The 15,437-nt window shown below is 67.7% G+C and carries 15 protein-coding genes and 1 riboswitch; of the genes, 6 read left to right on the top strand and 9 right to left on the bottom strand.

The features are described 5' to 3' along the window. The first annotated feature begins 181 nt into the window (after positions 1 to 181). On the top strand, positions 182 to 952 hold the full coding sequence (locus CV023_RS07145) for a LysE family translocator (protein WP_230744782.1): 771 nt from the start codon (positions 182 to 184) through the stop codon (positions 950 to 952). A gap of 41 nt (positions 953 to 993) precedes the next feature. On the opposite strand, the gene panC is transcribed toward CV023_RS07145, so the two are convergent. Further along, positions 994 to 1,827, bottom strand: a complete 834-nt coding sequence (gene panC, locus CV023_RS07140) for a pantoate--beta-alanine ligase (RefSeq protein WP_230744781.1) — start codon at positions 1,825 to 1,827, stop codon at positions 994 to 996. After that, a complete protein-coding gene (panB, locus tag CV023_RS07135) occupies positions 1,824 to 2,747 on the bottom strand; it encodes a 3-methyl-2-oxobutanoate hydroxymethyltransferase (RefSeq protein WP_442859931.1) in 924 nt (307 codons plus the stop codon). The genes panC and panB overlap by 4 nt, the downstream gene beginning before the upstream one ends. Positions 2,748 to 3,176: 429 nt before the next feature. On the opposite strand from panB, the gene nadA reads away from it, so the two are divergent. The 5 genes from nadA to CV023_RS07110 all read left to right on the top strand — a co-directional run bounded on the left by nadA (position 3,177) and on the right by CV023_RS07110 (position 8,508). After that, a complete protein-coding gene (nadA, locus tag CV023_RS07130) occupies positions 3,177 to 4,460 on the top strand; it encodes a quinolinate synthase NadA (RefSeq protein WP_230744779.1) in 1,284 nt (427 codons plus the stop codon). Positions 4,461 to 4,466: 6 nt separating this feature from the next. Beyond that, positions 4,467 to 6,083 carry an L-aspartate oxidase gene (gene nadB / locus CV023_RS07125; RefSeq protein WP_230744778.1) on the top strand — a complete coding sequence of 539 codons (1,617 nt, stop codon included), beginning with the start codon at positions 4,467 to 4,469 and terminating at the stop codon, positions 6,081 to 6,083. Continuing rightward, entirely contained in the window at positions 6,083 to 6,979 is an 897-nt protein-coding gene (nadC, locus tag CV023_RS07120; protein ID WP_230744777.1) for a carboxylating nicotinate-nucleotide diphosphorylase, read from the top strand. The genes nadB and nadC overlap by 1 nt, the downstream gene beginning before the upstream one ends. 1 nt (position 6,980) lies before the next feature. Then, on the top strand, positions 6,981 to 8,192 hold the full coding sequence (locus tag CV023_RS07115; protein ID WP_230744776.1) for a cysteine desulfurase family protein: 1,212 nt from the start codon (positions 6,981 to 6,983) through the stop codon (positions 8,190 to 8,192). Between the two features lie 100 nt (positions 8,193 to 8,292). Beyond that, positions 8,293 to 8,508, top strand: coding sequence for a hypothetical protein (locus CV023_RS07110; RefSeq protein WP_230744775.1), 216 nt, complete (start codon positions 8,293 to 8,295; stop codon positions 8,506 to 8,508). Between the two features lie 101 nt (positions 8,509 to 8,609). Here CV023_RS07110 and CV023_RS07105 read toward each other — a convergent pair whose 3' ends face one another. The 7 genes from CV023_RS07105 to CV023_RS07075 all read right to left on the bottom strand — a co-directional run bounded on the left by CV023_RS07105 (position 8,610) and on the right by CV023_RS07075 (position 15,415). Beyond that, positions 8,610 to 9,341 (bottom strand): TenA family protein, encoded by a 732-nt coding sequence (locus CV023_RS07105; RefSeq protein WP_230744774.1) that lies wholly within the window; start codon positions 9,339 to 9,341, stop codon positions 8,610 to 8,612. A gap of 86 nt (positions 9,342 to 9,427) precedes the next feature. After that, positions 9,428 to 10,294, bottom strand: a complete 867-nt coding sequence (gene thiD / locus CV023_RS07100) for a bifunctional hydroxymethylpyrimidine kinase/phosphomethylpyrimidine kinase (RefSeq protein ID WP_230744773.1) — start codon at positions 10,292 to 10,294, stop codon at positions 9,428 to 9,430. Continuing rightward, complete coding sequence (gene thiE, locus CV023_RS07095; RefSeq protein WP_230744772.1) at positions 10,291 to 11,022, bottom strand: thiamine phosphate synthase; 732 nt, start codon at positions 11,020 to 11,022, stop codon at positions 10,291 to 10,293. Before thiE ends, thiD begins: the two co-directional genes overlap by 4 nt. Then, positions 11,019 to 11,984 (bottom strand): hydroxyethylthiazole kinase, encoded by a 966-nt coding sequence (gene thiM, locus CV023_RS07090; RefSeq protein ID WP_230744771.1) that lies wholly within the window; start codon positions 11,982 to 11,984, stop codon positions 11,019 to 11,021. The genes thiE and thiM overlap by 4 nt, the downstream gene beginning before the upstream one ends. Continuing rightward, positions 11,972 to 12,090, bottom strand: a riboswitch (TPP riboswitch). It overlaps the preceding gene by 13 nt. A gap of 126 nt (positions 12,091 to 12,216) precedes the next feature. Next, the gene (locus CV023_RS07085) at positions 12,217 to 13,428 is read right to left on the bottom strand and encodes a sugar ABC transporter permease (protein ID WP_230744770.1); all 1,212 of its coding nucleotides are present in this window, start codon (positions 13,426 to 13,428) and stop codon (positions 12,217 to 12,219) included. Next, positions 13,425 to 14,249, bottom strand: a complete 825-nt coding sequence (locus tag CV023_RS07080; protein ID WP_230744769.1) for an ATP-binding cassette domain-containing protein — start codon at positions 14,247 to 14,249, stop codon at positions 13,425 to 13,427. The genes CV023_RS07085 and CV023_RS07080 overlap by 4 nt, the downstream gene beginning before the upstream one ends. Positions 14,250 to 14,320: 71 nt before the next feature. Further along, entirely contained in the window at positions 14,321 to 15,415 is a 1,095-nt protein-coding gene (locus tag CV023_RS07075; protein WP_230744768.1) for a substrate-binding domain-containing protein, read from the bottom strand. Between the last annotated feature and the right edge of the window lie 22 nt (positions 15,416 to 15,437).

Genomic DNA, 15,437 nt, shown 5'->3' with positions numbered 1-15,437 from the left:
GTCCAGACTACCCGGAAACCATTAGGCGCCACCTGATGGTCATTCGAGATCAATTGCTTTTCATGATCTTTTCTCTCCGTCATCATTGATCTGTGCCCCGTTGGATACGTGTCGTTTCAACGGGGTTCGCTCTGCACGTCCGGCCGCGCGCCGACCCCACGCTTCCGACTGGAGGATCCCGATGACCGGACCCGAACTCGTCGCCATCACCGGCGCCGCCGCCGTCCTCGCCGTCACCCCCGGCCCCGAGACCATCCTGACCGTCCGCCTCTCGGCGCTGCGGAGGAAGGCCGGACTGATCTATTCGCTCGGGTCCGCCACCGGCATGACCGTATGGATGGTCGCGGCACTGACCGGAGTCTCCGCACTTCTCAAGGCCTACCCCTCGGCGCTGCTGCTGCTCAAGATCTGCGGCGGCATCTACCTCTGTCTCCTCGGCATCCTCGCGGCCCGCCAGGCGCTGCGGATCCGTCGGGAGCTGCGCGGACTGGGAACCCCTGAGCGGGCCGAAAGTGCGAACGCAGCACAGGGCCCAGCGGCGCCGGCCGATGAGTTCGTCGAGGGGCCGGTGAGCGAGATCGCCGCCGCCGCCGATGATCTCGCCCGCGCCGAGGTGGGGGCGGGCAACGCAGGAAAACGCGACTGGGGTCATCTGCGGTCCCTGATCTCGTATCGTCGCGGACTGCTGTCCTCGCTGAGCAATCCGAAGGCGGGTCTGTTCTTCCTCGCCGTCATGCCGACCCTTGTGCCGGCCTCCGCCGCGGGGGTCGACTACGTTCTCCTCGTCGCACTCGTCGTCGGCGTGATGCTCGCCTACCAGGTGGTTCTTGCACTCATCGCGGGCCTGGCCGCCGCGGCGCTCCAGCGGAGGAGCACGGACTTCTTCATCGAGGCCGGCTCGGCGGGCATCCTCGTCATCATGGGCATCGCCGTCATCGCCATCCCGGTCTGAGCGCTCGAGCTCGCCTCACGGGCTCGAGATGGGAGCTCCTCTCAGAACTCCAAGGGCACATTGTCGATGAGCCGCGTGCCGCCCACGGTCGCGGACACGAGCAGCAGCGCGGATCCCCGAAATCCCTGCTCACACGGCTGCAGAGTGGTGGCGTCGACGAGGCTGAGATAGTCGAGCACGAGCTCGCCCCGCTCCGCCGCAGGCAGGAGGATCTCGTGGGCGGCGTCGATCGCCGCCTCCGGCTGCGCGACTCGAGCCGCGGCCTCCAGCGCTCTCGGAATGGCGAGCGCCGCCCGCCGGTCCGCCGGTGCCAGGTACTCGTTCCGACTCGACATCGCGAGACCGTCGGCATCGCGGACCACGGGCAGTCCGATCAGGTCGATGTCGAAGTTGAGATCGGCGATCATGCGCTTGACCAGGCAGAACTGTTGGATGTCCTTGAGCCCGAAGACCGCCGAATCCGGCTTCGTCAGCGTGAAGAGCTTCGCGACGACGGTGAGCACGCCGTCGAAGTGGCCCGGCCTGGCCGCGCCCTCGAAGACCGACCCCATCCGACCGGAGGACACCGTGACCTCCGGCGCGCTCGGATACATCTCCCCCAGCGCAGGGGCGAAGACGAAGTCGGCTCCGGCCGATTCGCACACCTCGATGTCGGCGGCGAAGGGGCGCGGATACTTCGTGAAGTCCTCATCGGCGCCGAACTGCAGGGGGTTGACGAAGATGCTCGTCACCACCGCGTCCCCGGCCTCGCGCGCCCGATCCATCAGGGCCCGGTGCCCGGGGTGCAGTGCCCCCATCGTCGGGACCAGAGACACGTGTCCGGTCTGCTTCGCCCGCCACCACCGCAGCGCCTGGATGCCGCCGACCTCGGTCACTCGAAGCTCCTCTCGGGTTCGGGGAACGCCCCGCTCCTGACCTCATCGACATAGCGGCCGACCGCCTCGGTGAGGACCGAGTGCAGATCGGCATAACGTTTGACGAAGCGTGGCGCCCGCCCGGTGCGCAGGCCCGCCATGTCCTGCCACACGAGCACCTGCGCATCGGTCTCGGCTCCGGCGCCGATGCCCACGGTCGGGATCGACAGCTCGGCCGTGACCTGCCCGGCCAACCCGGTCGGGACCATTTCCATGACCACGGAGAATGCCCCCGCCTCGGTGACGGCCCTGGCATCGGTGAGCAGCGCATCTCCCGCATCACCGCGGCCCTGGACCTTGTACCCGCCGAGGTTGTGCTCGGCCTGCGGGGTGAAGCCGATGTGCGCCATGACCGGGATGCCGGCGTTCGTGATCGCACGGATCCGTGAGGCCATCCGCGCCCCGCCTTCGAGTTTGACGGCGTGGACTTCGGCTTCCTTCATGAACCGCACGGCGGTCGCGACGGCCTGCTCATCGGAGATCTCGTAGCTGCCGAAGGGCAGATCGGCGACGATGAGCGCCCGCGAGGTCGCCTTCGTCACGGCCCTGGCCAGGGGAATGAGTTCGTCGACGGTGACCGGCAGGGTCGTCTCGTGGCCGTAGACGTTGTTCGCCGCCGAGTCGCCGATGAGCAGCGCCTCGACCCCGGCCTGCTCGAACAGGGCGGCCGTGTACTGGTCGTAGCTGGTCAGCATCGCCCAGCGTCTGCCTTCGGACTTCGCCTTGATGAGGTCGAGCGTGCGGACTCGCCGAGGCGGGGCCGCGGGTGCGCGCTCCCCTCCGGATACTGCGCCGCCGGTTCCGCCGGCACTGCCCGCCCCTCCCCCGTAGGGCGGGATCGATTCCTGCCCGGCAGGATTCTCGTGGCGGGCGGAACTCATAGGCTCGGCAGAACTCAGCGGCTCGGCGGAATTCACCGGCTCGGCAGAGCTTTCGGGCCGGGCGTTTTCGTGGTGGGGCATCAGACATCCTGTTCGGTCGGCCATCGTCGATTCGCAGCGCGCTGCTCGCCGTCGGAACCGACGATTCTGCGCTTCATGGCACCCGGGCGATCGACGGCGGTGAGTGGTGATCTCCGCAGCATCGGGCCGGGTCGCGTTCGGGTCGACTCGGGTCGCGAGCCTGACTCCACCCTAGGTCATGCCGGTGCGTACGTGTTTTACATTGCCCCGGAAGACCATTAAGCTCAAATTTGCGTTAAATTATACGCGGAGTTGCCGTCTCCGCTCGCACCGAGCAGACGGATCCACGGCGACCCGCGTGCAACCCGCGATGTCAGGCGATGTCGCACCGACCCGCGAAGGACGATGATGACCACAACAGCGTCGATCGAACTCACCCTCAAGGACATCTCGGCGAAGGGATCGAAGGACTCCATGTGCTCGACCGAACTCCTCGATGCCCCGTGGGACGTCGACGCGCACCCCGGGTACGGCCCCGGCGCATCCCTCTCCGATCCGATCCCCGCCCGCTCCCCGCGCCAGGGAGAGATCCCGCGGGAGTACAGGGACGCCTCGGCGGAGGAGCTGCGGGAGCGCATCGTCGCGGCCAAGGCCGCTCTCGGCGATCGCGTGGTCATGCTCGGCCACCACTATCAGCGGGTCGAGGTCATCGAACATGCCGACTACATCGGCGACTCGTTCATGCTGGCCAAGGCCGCGCAGAACCACCCGGAGGCCGAGGCGATCGTCTTCTGCGGCGTCCACTTCATGGCCGAGACCGCCGACCTGCTCTCCACACCCGAACAATCCGTGATCCTGCCCAACCTCGCCGCCGGCTGCTCGATGGCCGATATGGCCAACATCGACCAGGTCGAGGACTGCTGGGAACAGCTGGCGGAGGTGCTCGGCACCGAGCCCGATGCCGAGGGCAAGGTGCCCGTCATCCCGGTCACGTACATGAATTCCTCGGCCGCGATCAAGGGCTTCTGCGGTCGCAACGGAGGCATCGTGTGCACCTCATCCAACGCCGAGGTGGTCCTCGAGTGGGCATTCGAGCGCGGCCACCGAGTGCTGTTCTTCCCCGATCAGCACCTCGGCCGCAACACCGCGCTGACCATGGGCATCGACCTCGAAGAGATGCCGCTGTGGAACCCGCACCGTCCGCTGGGCAACAACTCGGCCGAGGAGCTGAGCGAGGCCAAGGTCATCCTGTGGCAGGGCTTCTGCTCCGTGCACAAGCGCTTCACCCCCGCACAGATCGACAAGGCCCGGGCCGAACACCCGGATGTCCGCGTCATCGTCCACCCCGAATGCCCGGCCGAGACCGTGGCCGCGGCCAATGAGTCCGGATCCACCGCCTACATCACGAAGGTCATCGCCGAGGCGGTTAAGCCGACCACGTTCGCGATCGGCACCGAGATCAACCTCGTCCAGCGCCTCGCCGCCGAACACCCCGAACACACGATCTTCTGTCTCGATCCCGTCGTGTGCCCGTGCTCGACGATGTATCGCATCCACCCCGGCTATATCGCCTGGGTGCTCGAGTCTCTGTTGGAGGGCCAGGTCATCAATCAGATCAGCGTCGACGCCGAGGTGGCCGAGCCCGCTCGCGTGTCCCTGACACGGATGCTCGCCTCGAAGCCCCGGATCTGATCGGTCATGAGCCGCATCGTCATCATCGGGTCCGGAATCGCGGGCCTGAGCGCCGCACTCCGCCTGGCCGCTGGGCACGAAGTGACCCTCGTGACGAAGGACTGCCTCGGCGAGTCGAACACCGCCTTCGCCCAGGGCGGGATCGCCGGGGTCGTCGGCGCCGCCGAGGCCGGAGGTTCGGTTGCGAGCGCGGAAGATGGCTCGCCTGCGAGCGCGGAGGATTCCGTGGCTTCCCACATCGCCGACACCCTGGCGGCCGGAGCCGGGCTCTGCGATGAGGACGCCGTCCGGGTGCTCTGCGAGGAGGGACCGGACCGGATCCGCGAACTCGCGGCCGCCGGGGTCGCCTTCGACCGGGATGCCTCCGGTGCCTGGGCTCGCGGCATGGAGGGAGCGCACTCGACCGCGCGCATCTTCCACTCCGGCGGGGACGCGACCGGGAGGGCGATCATCGACGCCCTGTCGCGGGCCCTGCTCGCCGAGGTGGCTGCGGGGAGGGTGAACCTGCACGAGGAGACGATGCTCGTCGACGTCCTCACGGATGGCCGACACGGCGGACACGGCGTCCGCGCTGCCACCGGGGTCAGCCTCCTGCACCGGGGTGCCGTCACGCACCTGCCTGCCGAGGCGATCGTGCTCGCCACCGGCGGGGCCGGCCGACTCTTCGCGCATACGACGAATCCCGCCTCGGCGACCGGGGACGGCCTGGCCGCCGCGATCCGGGCGGGGGCGGCAGTGCGTGATCTCGAGTTCTTCCAGTTCCATCCCACCGCGCTGGCCGGTGCCGGATTCCTCGTCTCCGAGGCCGTCCGCGGAGCCGGAGCCCAGCTCCTCGATGCCGCCGGCCACCGGTTCATGCCGGAGGTCGATTCCAGGGCCGAGCTCGCGCCGCGCGATGTCGTGGCCTTGGGCGTCCACCGCAGGATGGCCGCCCAGGGCGGACGGCCCTGCCTGCTCGACGTCCGAGCCGTGCCCGAGGTGGCCGAACGCTTCCCCTCCATCACGAAGGGCTTGGCCGAGCACGGTCTCGACCCGGCGGTCGACCTCATTCCCGTCACTCCGGCCGCCCACTATTTCATGGGCGGCATCGCGACCGACCTCGACGGGCGGACGAGCATCGACGGTCTGTACGCGATCGGCGAGGTCGCCTGCACCGGGGTCCACGGTGCCAACCGGCTGGCTTCGAACTCGCTGCTCGAAGGGGCGGTGTTCGGGATCCGAGCCGCCGCGGCGATCGGCACAGGGCTGAGCGACTCTGCAGTGGGCGAGCGCCTGCGCGACGGTGTGGACGGGGATCTGCCCGCGACCACGCTCCCCCGCACCGAGCTGCAGGACCTCGCGTGGACCCACCTCGGCGTGGAACGCAGCGAAGCGGGCCTGCGGACTCTGCTCGACCGCCTCGGCGCCGGAGAAGTCAGTACGGCAGCCGGCGGCGCTGCGAAACTCGCTACCGCAGTCGGAGGCGAGCGCACCCCGCACACCGCTCTCGCCGAAGGCATCGAAACCGCGAATCTCGCGCTCATCGCCGCCGAAATCGCCCGGCACGCCCTGGCCCGTCGCGAGAGCCGCGGGGCGCACACCCGTACCGACTTCCCTGCCGACCTTCTCCAGGAGGCTTCCTGATGCTCACTTCGCAGACCATCGATTCCGCCCTGCGCCTCGCCCTCGATGAGGATGCTCCCTGGGGCGATCTCACGGGTGAGACCTTCATCCCGGCCACCGCCTCGGCGCGGGCCGAGCTCCGGGCCAGGGAGGACGGTGTGCTCGCGGGTGCCGAGGTCTTCGCCCGCGCCTTCACCCTCGTCGACCCTGACGTCGAGGTGAGACTGCTCGCCGCCGACGGCGCTTCCTTCACCTCCGGTGACACACTCGCCGAGGTCAGCGGTCCGGCGCGGGCGGTGCTGCGAGCCGAGCGGATCGCCCTGAACTTCTGCCAGCGGATGAGCGGCATCGCGACCCAGACGAGAGCGTACGTCGATGCCGCCCGAGGCGCAGATTCCGACACCGCCTCCGCCGACGACTCCCCCACGAAACGCCGCGTCCGGATCGTCGACACCCGCAAAACAACCCCGGGCCTGCGGGCCTTCGAGAAGCATGCGGTGGTCTGCGGGGGCGGGAGCAACCATCGCTTCGGCCTCTCCGACGCCGTCATGGTCAAGGACAACCATCTGGCCGTCTTGGCCGGTCAGGGACACGACATCGCCGCAGCGCTCCGTTCGGCCCGGCAACGGTTGCCGCACACCACAATGATCGAGGTTGAAGTCGACCGCCTCGAGCAGATTCCCGCGGTCCTCGAAGGCGGGGCGGACATCATCATGCTCGACAACTTCTCGCTCGCCGATCTCCGCACCGGGGTCGAGCTCATCGCCGGACGCGCGATCGTCGAGGCCAGCGGCAATGTCACCCTAGAGACCCTCGCGCAGATCGCCGCCACTGGGGTCGATGTCATCTCCTCAGGGGCGCTGACCCACAGCGTGCGCGCGATCGACCTGGGCCTCGACCTCGACTTGGAGTCCTGAGATGCCCGAGAGTTCTGAAGGGCCTGAGAAGTCCGGAGCCGCACTGTATCTCGACACCGCCTCGGCGGCACCGGTTCGCCGCGAGGCCCTCGAGGCCGCGTGGCCGTTCCTGGCCGGGGCATTCGGCAATCCTTCGAGCCACCACGAGATCGGCCGGATCTCCGCCGAGGCACTCCACGATGCCCGGCAGCGGGTCGCTGCGGTCCTCGGAATGCGCGCCACGGACGTGACTTTCACCAGCGGCGGCACCGAGGCAGCCAACCTCGCGATCATCGGCATGGCACTCGGCGCCCGGGCCGACCGACTGGCCACCGAGAGCACCTCGCGACCGCCTCGGCGACACCTCGTGACGTCACCGATCGAGCATGAGGCGGTGCTCGCCTCGGCGGATTTCCTGCACCGGGTCCATGACTTCGAGGTCACAGAACTTGACGTCGACAGCGCGGGCACGGTCACTCCGGAAGCCCTGTCCGCGGCGATCCGGGACGACACCGCGGTCGTCAGCCTCGACTATGCGAACAACGAGATCGGCACGGTCGCCGACATCCCGCCCCTGGCCGATGTCGCCCATGCGGCCGGGGCACTGTTCCATACGGATGCCGTGCAGGCGGCCGGCTGGCTGCCTCTGAGCGGGCTCGGCGTCGATGCGCTCAGCCTGGCCGGGCACAAGGTCGGGGCACCGAAGGGCATCGGTGTGGCCGCGATCCGCGCCAGGATCCCCGTCGAACCGCTCATCCACGGCGGCGGGCAGGAGTCGGGTCGCCGCTCGGGAACGGAGAACGTGGCCTTGGCGGTGGCGTTCGCCACCGCTCTCGAACTCGCTGAGGCGGAGCGGCTCGAGGCAGCCGACCGGGTCAGGCGGATCAGGGATGAGTTCATCGCCGAGGTACTCGGTGCGGTTCCCGGCGTCCTGCTCACCGGCAGCACCGAGTCGCGGACGGCCAATCATGCCTCGTTCTGCTTCTCCCACACCTCCGGGGAGGCCGTGCTGCTCGAGCTCGAAGAGCGCGGTGTGACCGCCTCGAGCGGATCCGCCTGCGCCGTCGGCTCCGACGAACCCTCGCATGTGCTCACAGCGCTGGGCATCGAGGACGAAGTCGCGACGACGAGTGTGCGCTTCACCTTCCCCGCATCCATCACCGAGGCGGAGGGCCGCGCAGCCGCTCGTGCGGTCATCGACGCGGCAACCAGTCTGGCCCTCCACTACGCGTAAGCGCGGGGCATCGCTCGCAATGCGGATCTGCCTCTATCTTTCTCCGCCGATTCGGGAGAAACTGGAAGCAAGCATTCGAGCCGGGTGTGAGGGGGCCGACATGGATCTGCTGATTCTGTTCATCATCGGAGTGTGTTTCACGACGGTTGTGTTCTTCATCGGGCGTTTCGCCTGCCCACGACATGATCGGGTGCCCCTCAGCGAAGTCGATCACGTCCTGCTGTGGACCACTCTGCGTCGCGGCTGGCATGCGATGGGGTCGTTCGGCCCGCTTCCGCAACATCCCGAGGACCCGTCGGGCACGACAAGGGCCTAATATCCCTCGTTGTCCCGGGGCCGTGATCCCCACGAGCGACCGAAGGACGCGGCCGACCTTCAATTGTCTGCAGGTGCTCAGCCCTGAGTGTCTGCCGGTGCTCAGCCCTGCGGTGTGAACACCGCCGGGTCCCAATCCTGCATGGCATGTGCCGAGGCCCAGAAGTGGAGTTCGTAGACGCAGGCCTGCTCGAAGGCCGCCCGCATCCGGGCCGCCTCCTCGGCGGGAGCACGGTCGAGTTCCTGTTCGAGGACGCCGACGGCCTGCCTCGTCGATTCGTCGAATTCCGGTGAGTCGTAGGTCTGCACCCAGGTGCGGTACGGGTGGTCCTCGCTCATCTGCCCGGCCCGCGCAACCAGCACCTTTCCCATGTGCGCGTACACCCAGAAACATGGGAGCACCGCGGCCACGCCCTCACCGTAGGATCGGCTCGCCGAGGTGGCCACGAGGTAGGACACATACCCCAGTGTGGTCGGTGAGGCCTTGAACCTGCTGCCACGCTGAGTGAGGTCCTCATGTGCGGCGGCCAGGCGCGAATCGGCGAGGAGCTCCTCGTGCATCTGCTCTTCGACGGTGATCGCCTCCGCCGCCGAGGTGGCCCAGAACCGGGATTCGTCCCGATCCGTGGTCTTCGCGGCCAGGAAGGACATCGCCTTCGCGTAGCCGCCCAAGTAGAGGGAGTCCTGATTGATGTAGTTCGTGAATGCCACCGGGTCGAGGCTGCCGGCGGCGAGCTGCTCGAGGAAGGGCAGCGCTTCGATCTGCTCGACGATGGGCCTGACATGGTTCCAGAGCTGAGTCGTCAGCGGGCCTGCGGCGAAATCCGTGGTCATATGTCTCTCCTCAAATGGATCGGTCTGGGGTCGGCGAGTCTGTTTTGCCGCGCCGGCTGCGTGAACTGCCCGGCGGGGTCGGCGAACTATCTGCGGACGATGTCGACCTGATGGTCGACGGGGCCATGCGCACCCTCGGGGTCGAGGCTGACCTGCCAGTCCGCGGCGGAACGCAGGGCGCGGGCCAAGTACTCCAACCCGTTCTCCACGGCCTCGCGCAGGAGTTCGGCGCCGACTTCGTCGGCCGCGCGTTCGCGTCTGAGCACGGCCACCTCGGCGGTGATCGCGGCGGACAGCGTGCACCCGGTGCCGTGCGTGTTCGCCGTCGCGACCCGCGGGTGGGAGAACTCGGCGATCACGCCCTCGGAACTTACGAGGACATCGGCGACGTCCCCGTCACTGGCGTGCCCGCCCTTGAGGAGCACGGCCCGAGGGCCGCGAGCCAGGAGCTGTTCGGCCTGCTTCAGCATCTGAGCCGGCGACTCGGCCACGGGCACATCATCGCCGAGGAGCAGGGCCGCCTCGGGGAGGTTCGGGGTGATGAGATCGGCGACGGGCAGAAGACGATGGCGCACGGCATCGACGGCATCGAGGTCGAGCAGCCGATGACCGGAGGTCGCGACCATCACCGGGTCGACGGTGAAGAAGCCGAGCTCCCCGCGGTCGGCGCGTTCGGCGACGAGCTCGACGAGCGAACGGGTGCTGAGCATCCCGGATTTCGTGGCGTCGACGGGCATATCACCCAGCACGCTGTCGAGCTGATCGGAGACGAAATCGTCGTCGATCGGATAGACCCGGGAGACCCCGTGCGTGTTCTGCGCGACGAGCGCGGTGATCGCGGTGGTCCCGAGCACCCCACGCGCGGTGAAGGTCTTGAGGTCTGCATGGATGCCCGCTCCCCCGCTGGGATCGGTGCCCGCAATCGACAGGGCGATGGGCGGCCGGGTGCTCATACCGGATCCTCCTGCGCGCCGGAACCGTCGCCGAATTCCCCCAGCAGTGCCGCAGCCGCCGCCTCCGGATCCGCAGCCCGGCAGATCGCCGAGACCACGCAGATCCCGATCAGCCCCCGTCCCCGCAGCTCACCCGCACGCTCGGTGCTGATGCCGCCGATGGCGACCGCCGGCAGACCCGCCAGTCCGGCCAATTCGCCGAGGCGGTCGGGCCCGATCCCATCCGGTGCGTCGGATTTCGTCGTCGTATCGTAGACCGGGCCGATGCCGACGAGGTCGACGACGCCCGTCTCCCGGGCCGCGGCGAATTCGGCCGCGTTCGCCGCGGACAGTCCGATGAGCGGTGCGGGGCCGAGTCGTCTGCGGACCTCGGTCACGGAAGTGTCGGACTGGCCGACGTGGATGTGGACGTCCTCGCCCTCGGCGATGAGACGCTCGGCCACGGCCACTCGGTCGTTGAGGAAGACGGGTACCTGCCGGTCGGTCCCGGCCACCGCCTCGGCGACGGCACCGATGACCTCCCGGGTCAGGGACTCGAACGCGGTGTCGTCGATGTCCTTATCACGGACCTGGACGATGCCGACTCCCCCGGCGACGGCGGCGCGCACGGTCTCGGCGACGCTGCGACCGGCCTCGCGGCACTGGGCGGAGTCGGTGACGAGGTAGAGACGGGTGTCGATGCCCGTCAGACGGTCGGTGGCCGCGGACTTGCTCGAGGTCACGCTCATGACTGCGGTCCTCGGTCGGCTGCGGTTCCGGCAGCGTCTGCGGCCTCGGACTCGGCTGCGGTTCCGGCGGAATCTGGGGCCACGGTCCCGATCTCGACAGCAGCCTCGGCGATCTGCTCAGCCGTCGTCGCATAGAGAGCGTCGAGGAAGTTCACCGAGTAGCTGCCGGGCCCGTTCGCCCCGACCGCCGCGGCCTGCCCGGCGACCTTGAAATGGGCATGGGCGGCGATCACGGCAGTGAACTTCGCTGCGGCATCGGCCTGGCCGGCACCGGCCTTCTCGACACCGGCGAGGTAGGCCGCGGTGACCGCCCCGAGCGAACACCCGGTGCCGATGACCAGCGGCATGAAGTCGTGTCCGCCGGCGATCCGGGCGACATGGTCGACACCGTCGATATGGGCGACGACCGCATCCCTGGGCCCGGAGACCGCGACCACGGCTCCGGTCGAGCGCGCGAATTCCGCGGCGGCCGGGACCACCGCATCCACCTCGTCGGTGGATTCGACTCCCCGGCCGCCCGCTCCGGCGCCGGCCAGAGCCGCGATCTCCGAGGCGTTGCCGCGGATCGCGGTGGGGCCCGACTTCGCAGCCCGGTGGATGCGAGTGGTGCGGAAGTCCACGGCCCCGATGCTCACGGGATCGAGCACCCACGGTGTGCCGTCGTCGAGAGCCGCTTCGGTGGCGGCGTCGGCGGCGAGGAACTGCTGGTTCGTGGCCGTGCCGAAGTTGACGAGGAGTCCGCTGGAGACGCGGGTGAACTGTGCGGCATCGGCGTCGTGGTCGAGCATCGCCGGGGAGGCGCCGATCGCCAGGAGCACATTGGCACTGAACTGCTGCACCACGGTGTTCGTGATGCATTGGATGAGCGGGTTGCCGGCACGCAGTCGCTCGTGTGCGGAACGGAGACTTCCCGGCAGGTCGCCGAGGCTCCCGAATTCAGAACGCAGGTCGAAGTCAACCATGACGATTCCTTCGCTAGTATGGCCCAGATCAGGTTCGATGGGTGTTCTCTCAGCCTCATCGAAATCCGCGGCTGCGGATCCTCATGAGGCACCCCATGTCATTGCCCTCGACTCTATCAGTCGCTCCCAGCGTGGCGATTCCTCTCGCAGTGAACTCGTCGAAAGCAGAGCTGAGCGTCGAGGGCAGACTTCAGAAAGTCTGCCCTCGACGCTCAGGTGCGCGCTCGTTCGGCTACCCCCTGCCCACGTAGCGTTGGCCGCGACGGCTGAGCGCGTCGATGACCACGGCGGCCAACAGCACGAGTGCGGTGATGATCTGCTGCGCATCGGAGTTGAAGCCGATGAGATAGAGACCGTTGTTGATCGACCCGACGACCAAGGCACCGAGCACGGCCGCCCACGCCGTTCCGCGACCGCCGAAGAGCGAGGTGCCGCCGATGACCGCCGAGGCGATCGCATTGAGCAGGTCCTGGGTCGGCACGAGCGTCGATCCGGCGTTCGTCGTCACCCCGGCCTTGATGAAGCCGAAGAGCGCGGCAAGAGTTCCGGCCGCCATGAACACGCTGATCCGCACCCAGGTCACCCGGATGCCGGCACGCCTGGCGGCCTCGACCTTGCCGCCCACGGCATAGATCGACCGACCGTAGCGGGTCTTGCGCAGCACCAGATCGATGACGATGGCGATGACGATCATGAGCAGGAACGGCATCGCCAGACCGAAGTCCTGATTTATGAGGACGAGGAAGCCGAAGACGATCGCGAACAGCAGGACGATCCGCACCGTCACCGAGGTCCAGCTCGGGGCTTCGAGGCCCTCACTGTGCCGTCGCAGCTTCGAGTAGATGATCCCGGCGCCGAAGCCGATGATCGCCACCGCACCGAAGACATAGGCCCAGACTGCGGGGAAGTAGAAGTTCGCGAAGTCGAAGGCGAAGGTGTCCGACATCGACAGGTTCTTCTGCGTTCCCAGGGTGGTCAGCGTCAGCCCGGTGAAGGCGAGCAGACCGGCCAGGGTGACGACGAAGGCCGGAATGCCGATGACGGCGAAGAACCAGCCTTGGATGGCGCCGACGACCAGGCCGAGCAGCAGCATGATGATCAGCGCCAAGATCGGCGGAACGCCCTGCCTGACCACGAGCACGCCGAGCAGCGAGGCCGCCAGACCACCGAGTTGGGCGAGCGAGAGGTCGATCTCACCGAGGAGCAGGATGAGGTTGATGCCGAGTGCGAGGATCGCAATATAGGCGACCGTCGAGGACAGATTGACGAGATTGGCCGGTGACAGGAAGCTGCTGTTCGCCGATTGGAAGACGATGACGATGACGACGAGGGCGAGGATGACCGGCAGCGAACCGAGCTGGCCCTCCTTGACGCGGCGGACGAAGGTCGCGAAGAACCCCTCATGGGAGATCCGCTCGTCGGTGATGAATGCGTTGCGGGTCATCGGCGCTCACCCCTCCGGGTCGCCCGCTGCGTGACGACGTTGTCGCTGGCACCGGTGATCGCGGCGACGAGCACGTCGGTGCGCTCATCCCCGTCGAAGTCGCCGGCATCCTTGCCCAGACGCAGGACGTGGATCCGATCGCAGACGGCTTGGACATCGGCCATATTGTGGCTGACCAGCAGCACCCCGAGGTCACGTTCCTTGAGCCGTTCGATGAGGTTGAGCACCTCGGCGGTCTGGGCCACGCCCAGGGCCGCGGTCGGTTCGTCGAGCATGACGATGGAGGGATTGCCGAGTAGGGAGCGGGCGATCGCGACCGTCTGCCGCTGACCGCCGGACAGAGCCGCGATCGGCACCCGCACACTCGGGATCTTCGCCGACAGTGACCGCAGGAGCTCCCAGGACTTCGCTTCCATGGACACCTCGTCGAGGACTCCTCCCCGGGTGTTCTCATGCCCGAGGAACAGATTGGCCACGACGTCGAGGTTCTCGCACAGCGAGAGGTCCTGGAAGACGGTGGCGACTCCGGCCTTCTGCGCGTCCTTCGGGGAGGAGAACTTCTGCTGGGTCCCGTCGATGATGAGTTCGCCCTCATCGGCACCGTGGACTCCGGCGATGACCTTGATCAGCGTCGATTTGCCGGCGCCGTTGTCGCCGACGAGTCCGACGACCTCGCCGCGGCCGATGCTCAGGTTGATGTCGGTCAGCGCCTGCACGGCGCCGAACCGTTTGTTGATTCCGCGCAGCTCGAGCACGGGCTCGCTACCGCCTCTCGGCGACCGTGGTGAGGCGGAGGCCGTTTCGGATGTCTCAGGTGTCATCTGTTCCTACTTGTCGATGTCGATATGTGTGCCGGAGCCCGATCGGACTCCGGCACACACGCTGCGTGCTCTTACTTCACGCCTGCTTCTTCGCAGAGCTTCTGCACGTCGCCGGAGCAGATGTCCTCGGCCTTGATCTGGTCGCCGACGATGTCCTTGACCGTGTCCTTGGTGACGACCTTGGCTTCGACGAAGTCCGTCGGGGTGTCCTTGTAGGTCGTGCCGGCCTCGGGCTCCTCACCGGAGGCCAGTGCCACGGCGGCCTTGGCCGCGAACTCGGCCTGCGGCGGGATCGACTTGTAGATCGTGGCGAACTGGTCGCCCTTGAGGATGTTCTGGAGACCGTCGACCTCCGCGTCCTGACCGGTGACCACGGTGTCGACCTTGGCCTTCTTCGTCGCCGCCAGGACGCCGCCTGCTGTTCCGTCGTTGGCCGCGTAGATCGCGATCGGGTCCTCGTCGGAGCTCTGCAGCTGTCCTTCGACCCACTGGCGAGCGTCGTCGGGGTTCCAGTCGAGGGTGTCGTGACTGCCGGCGATGTCGACGCCGGCGCCCTTGAGGGTCTCCTCAGCACCGGCCTTGAAGTCCGCCGCGTTCGGATCCTTCGGATCGCCGTTGACCATCCACACGGGCCCGGACTTCGGGTCGACGCCTTCGGCCTTGAGCCCGTCGAGGACGGCCTGCCCCTGGAGGTTGCCGATCTTCTTGTTGTCGAAGGAGGTGTAGTAATCCGCACCTTCGAAGAAGCGGTCGTAGGAGATGACCGGGATCTTCTTGGCCTCGGCCTTCGACAGGGACGAGGCGACAGCGGAGGCGTCGACCGGGTCGAGGACGATGGCGTCGACGCCTTCGGTCACCGCGGCCTCGACCTGCTGCTGCTGTTGGGTCGCGTCCTGGTTGGCGTTGCTGTACTTGACCTTGGCATCGGGATTGGCCTCGGCGACGTACTTCTCGAAGTTCGGCTTGTCGAGGGATTCGTAGCGCGTGGTCTTCGACTCGGGAAGGAGCAGCGCGATGGTGACGTCGCCGTCACCGCCGGAACCGCTGTCGGCCTCTTCGTTGCCCTGGCCCTTCTGATTGCCGCAGCCGCTGAGCGCAAGAGCGCCGATCGCGACCGAAGCGCCGAGGAGCGCGAACGCCTTGCGGGACTGCAGGTTGTGCTTCATTGTGAACCTTTCAATCATTCTG

It is taken from the genome of Brevibacterium sp. CCUG 69071 (assembly GCF_021023135.1).
Classification (GTDB): Bacteria; Actinomycetota; Actinomycetes; order Actinomycetales; family Brevibacteriaceae; genus Brevibacterium.
The sequence above is the reverse complement of the archived record's forward strand: the minus strand, read 5'-3'. Positions and strand labels throughout refer to the sequence as shown.

Excerpts from the sequence above, each read along its gene's own strand:
- nadA (WP_230744779.1), top strand. The coding sequence starts at position 3,177 with ATGACCACAACAGCGTCGATCGAACTCACCCTCAAGGACATCTCGGCG.
- nadB (WP_230744778.1), top strand. The coding sequence starts at position 4,467 with ATGAGCCGCATCGTCATCATCGGGTCCGGAATCGCGGGCCTGAGCGCC.
- panB (WP_442859931.1), bottom strand. The coding sequence starts at position 2,747 with ATGAGTTCCGCCCGCCACGAGAATCCTGCCGGGCAGGAATCGATCCCG.
- CV023_RS07145 (WP_230744782.1), top strand. The coding sequence starts at position 182 with ATGACCGGACCCGAACTCGTCGCCATCACCGGCGCCGCCGCCGTCCTC.
- CV023_RS07080 (WP_230744769.1), bottom strand. The coding sequence starts at position 14,249 with ATGACACCTGAGACATCCGAAACGGCCTCCGCCTCACCACGGTCGCCG.
- thiE (WP_230744772.1), bottom strand. The coding sequence starts at position 11,022 with ATGAGCGTGACCTCGAGCAAGTCCGCGGCCACCGACCGTCTGACGGGC.
- CV023_RS07075 (WP_230744768.1), bottom strand. The coding sequence starts at position 15,415 with ATGAAGCACAACCTGCAGTCCCGCAAGGCGTTCGCGCTCCTCGGCGCT.
- CV023_RS07105 (WP_230744774.1), bottom strand. The coding sequence starts at position 9,341 with ATGACCACGGATTTCGCCGCAGGCCCGCTGACGACTCAGCTCTGGAAC.
- thiM (WP_230744771.1), bottom strand. The coding sequence starts at position 11,984 with ATGGTTGACTTCGACCTGCGTTCTGAATTCGGGAGCCTCGGCGACCTG.
- nadC (WP_230744777.1), top strand. The coding sequence starts at position 6,083 with ATGCTCACTTCGCAGACCATCGATTCCGCCCTGCGCCTCGCCCTCGAT.
- thiD (WP_230744773.1), bottom strand. The coding sequence starts at position 10,294 with ATGAGCACCCGGCCGCCCATCGCCCTGTCGATTGCGGGCACCGATCCC.
- CV023_RS07115 (WP_230744776.1), top strand. The coding sequence starts at position 6,981 with ATGCCCGAGAGTTCTGAAGGGCCTGAGAAGTCCGGAGCCGCACTGTAT.
- CV023_RS07110 (WP_230744775.1), top strand. The coding sequence starts at position 8,293 with ATGGATCTGCTGATTCTGTTCATCATCGGAGTGTGTTTCACGACGGTT.
- CV023_RS07085 (WP_230744770.1), bottom strand. The coding sequence starts at position 13,428 with ATGACCCGCAACGCATTCATCACCGACGAGCGGATCTCCCATGAGGGG.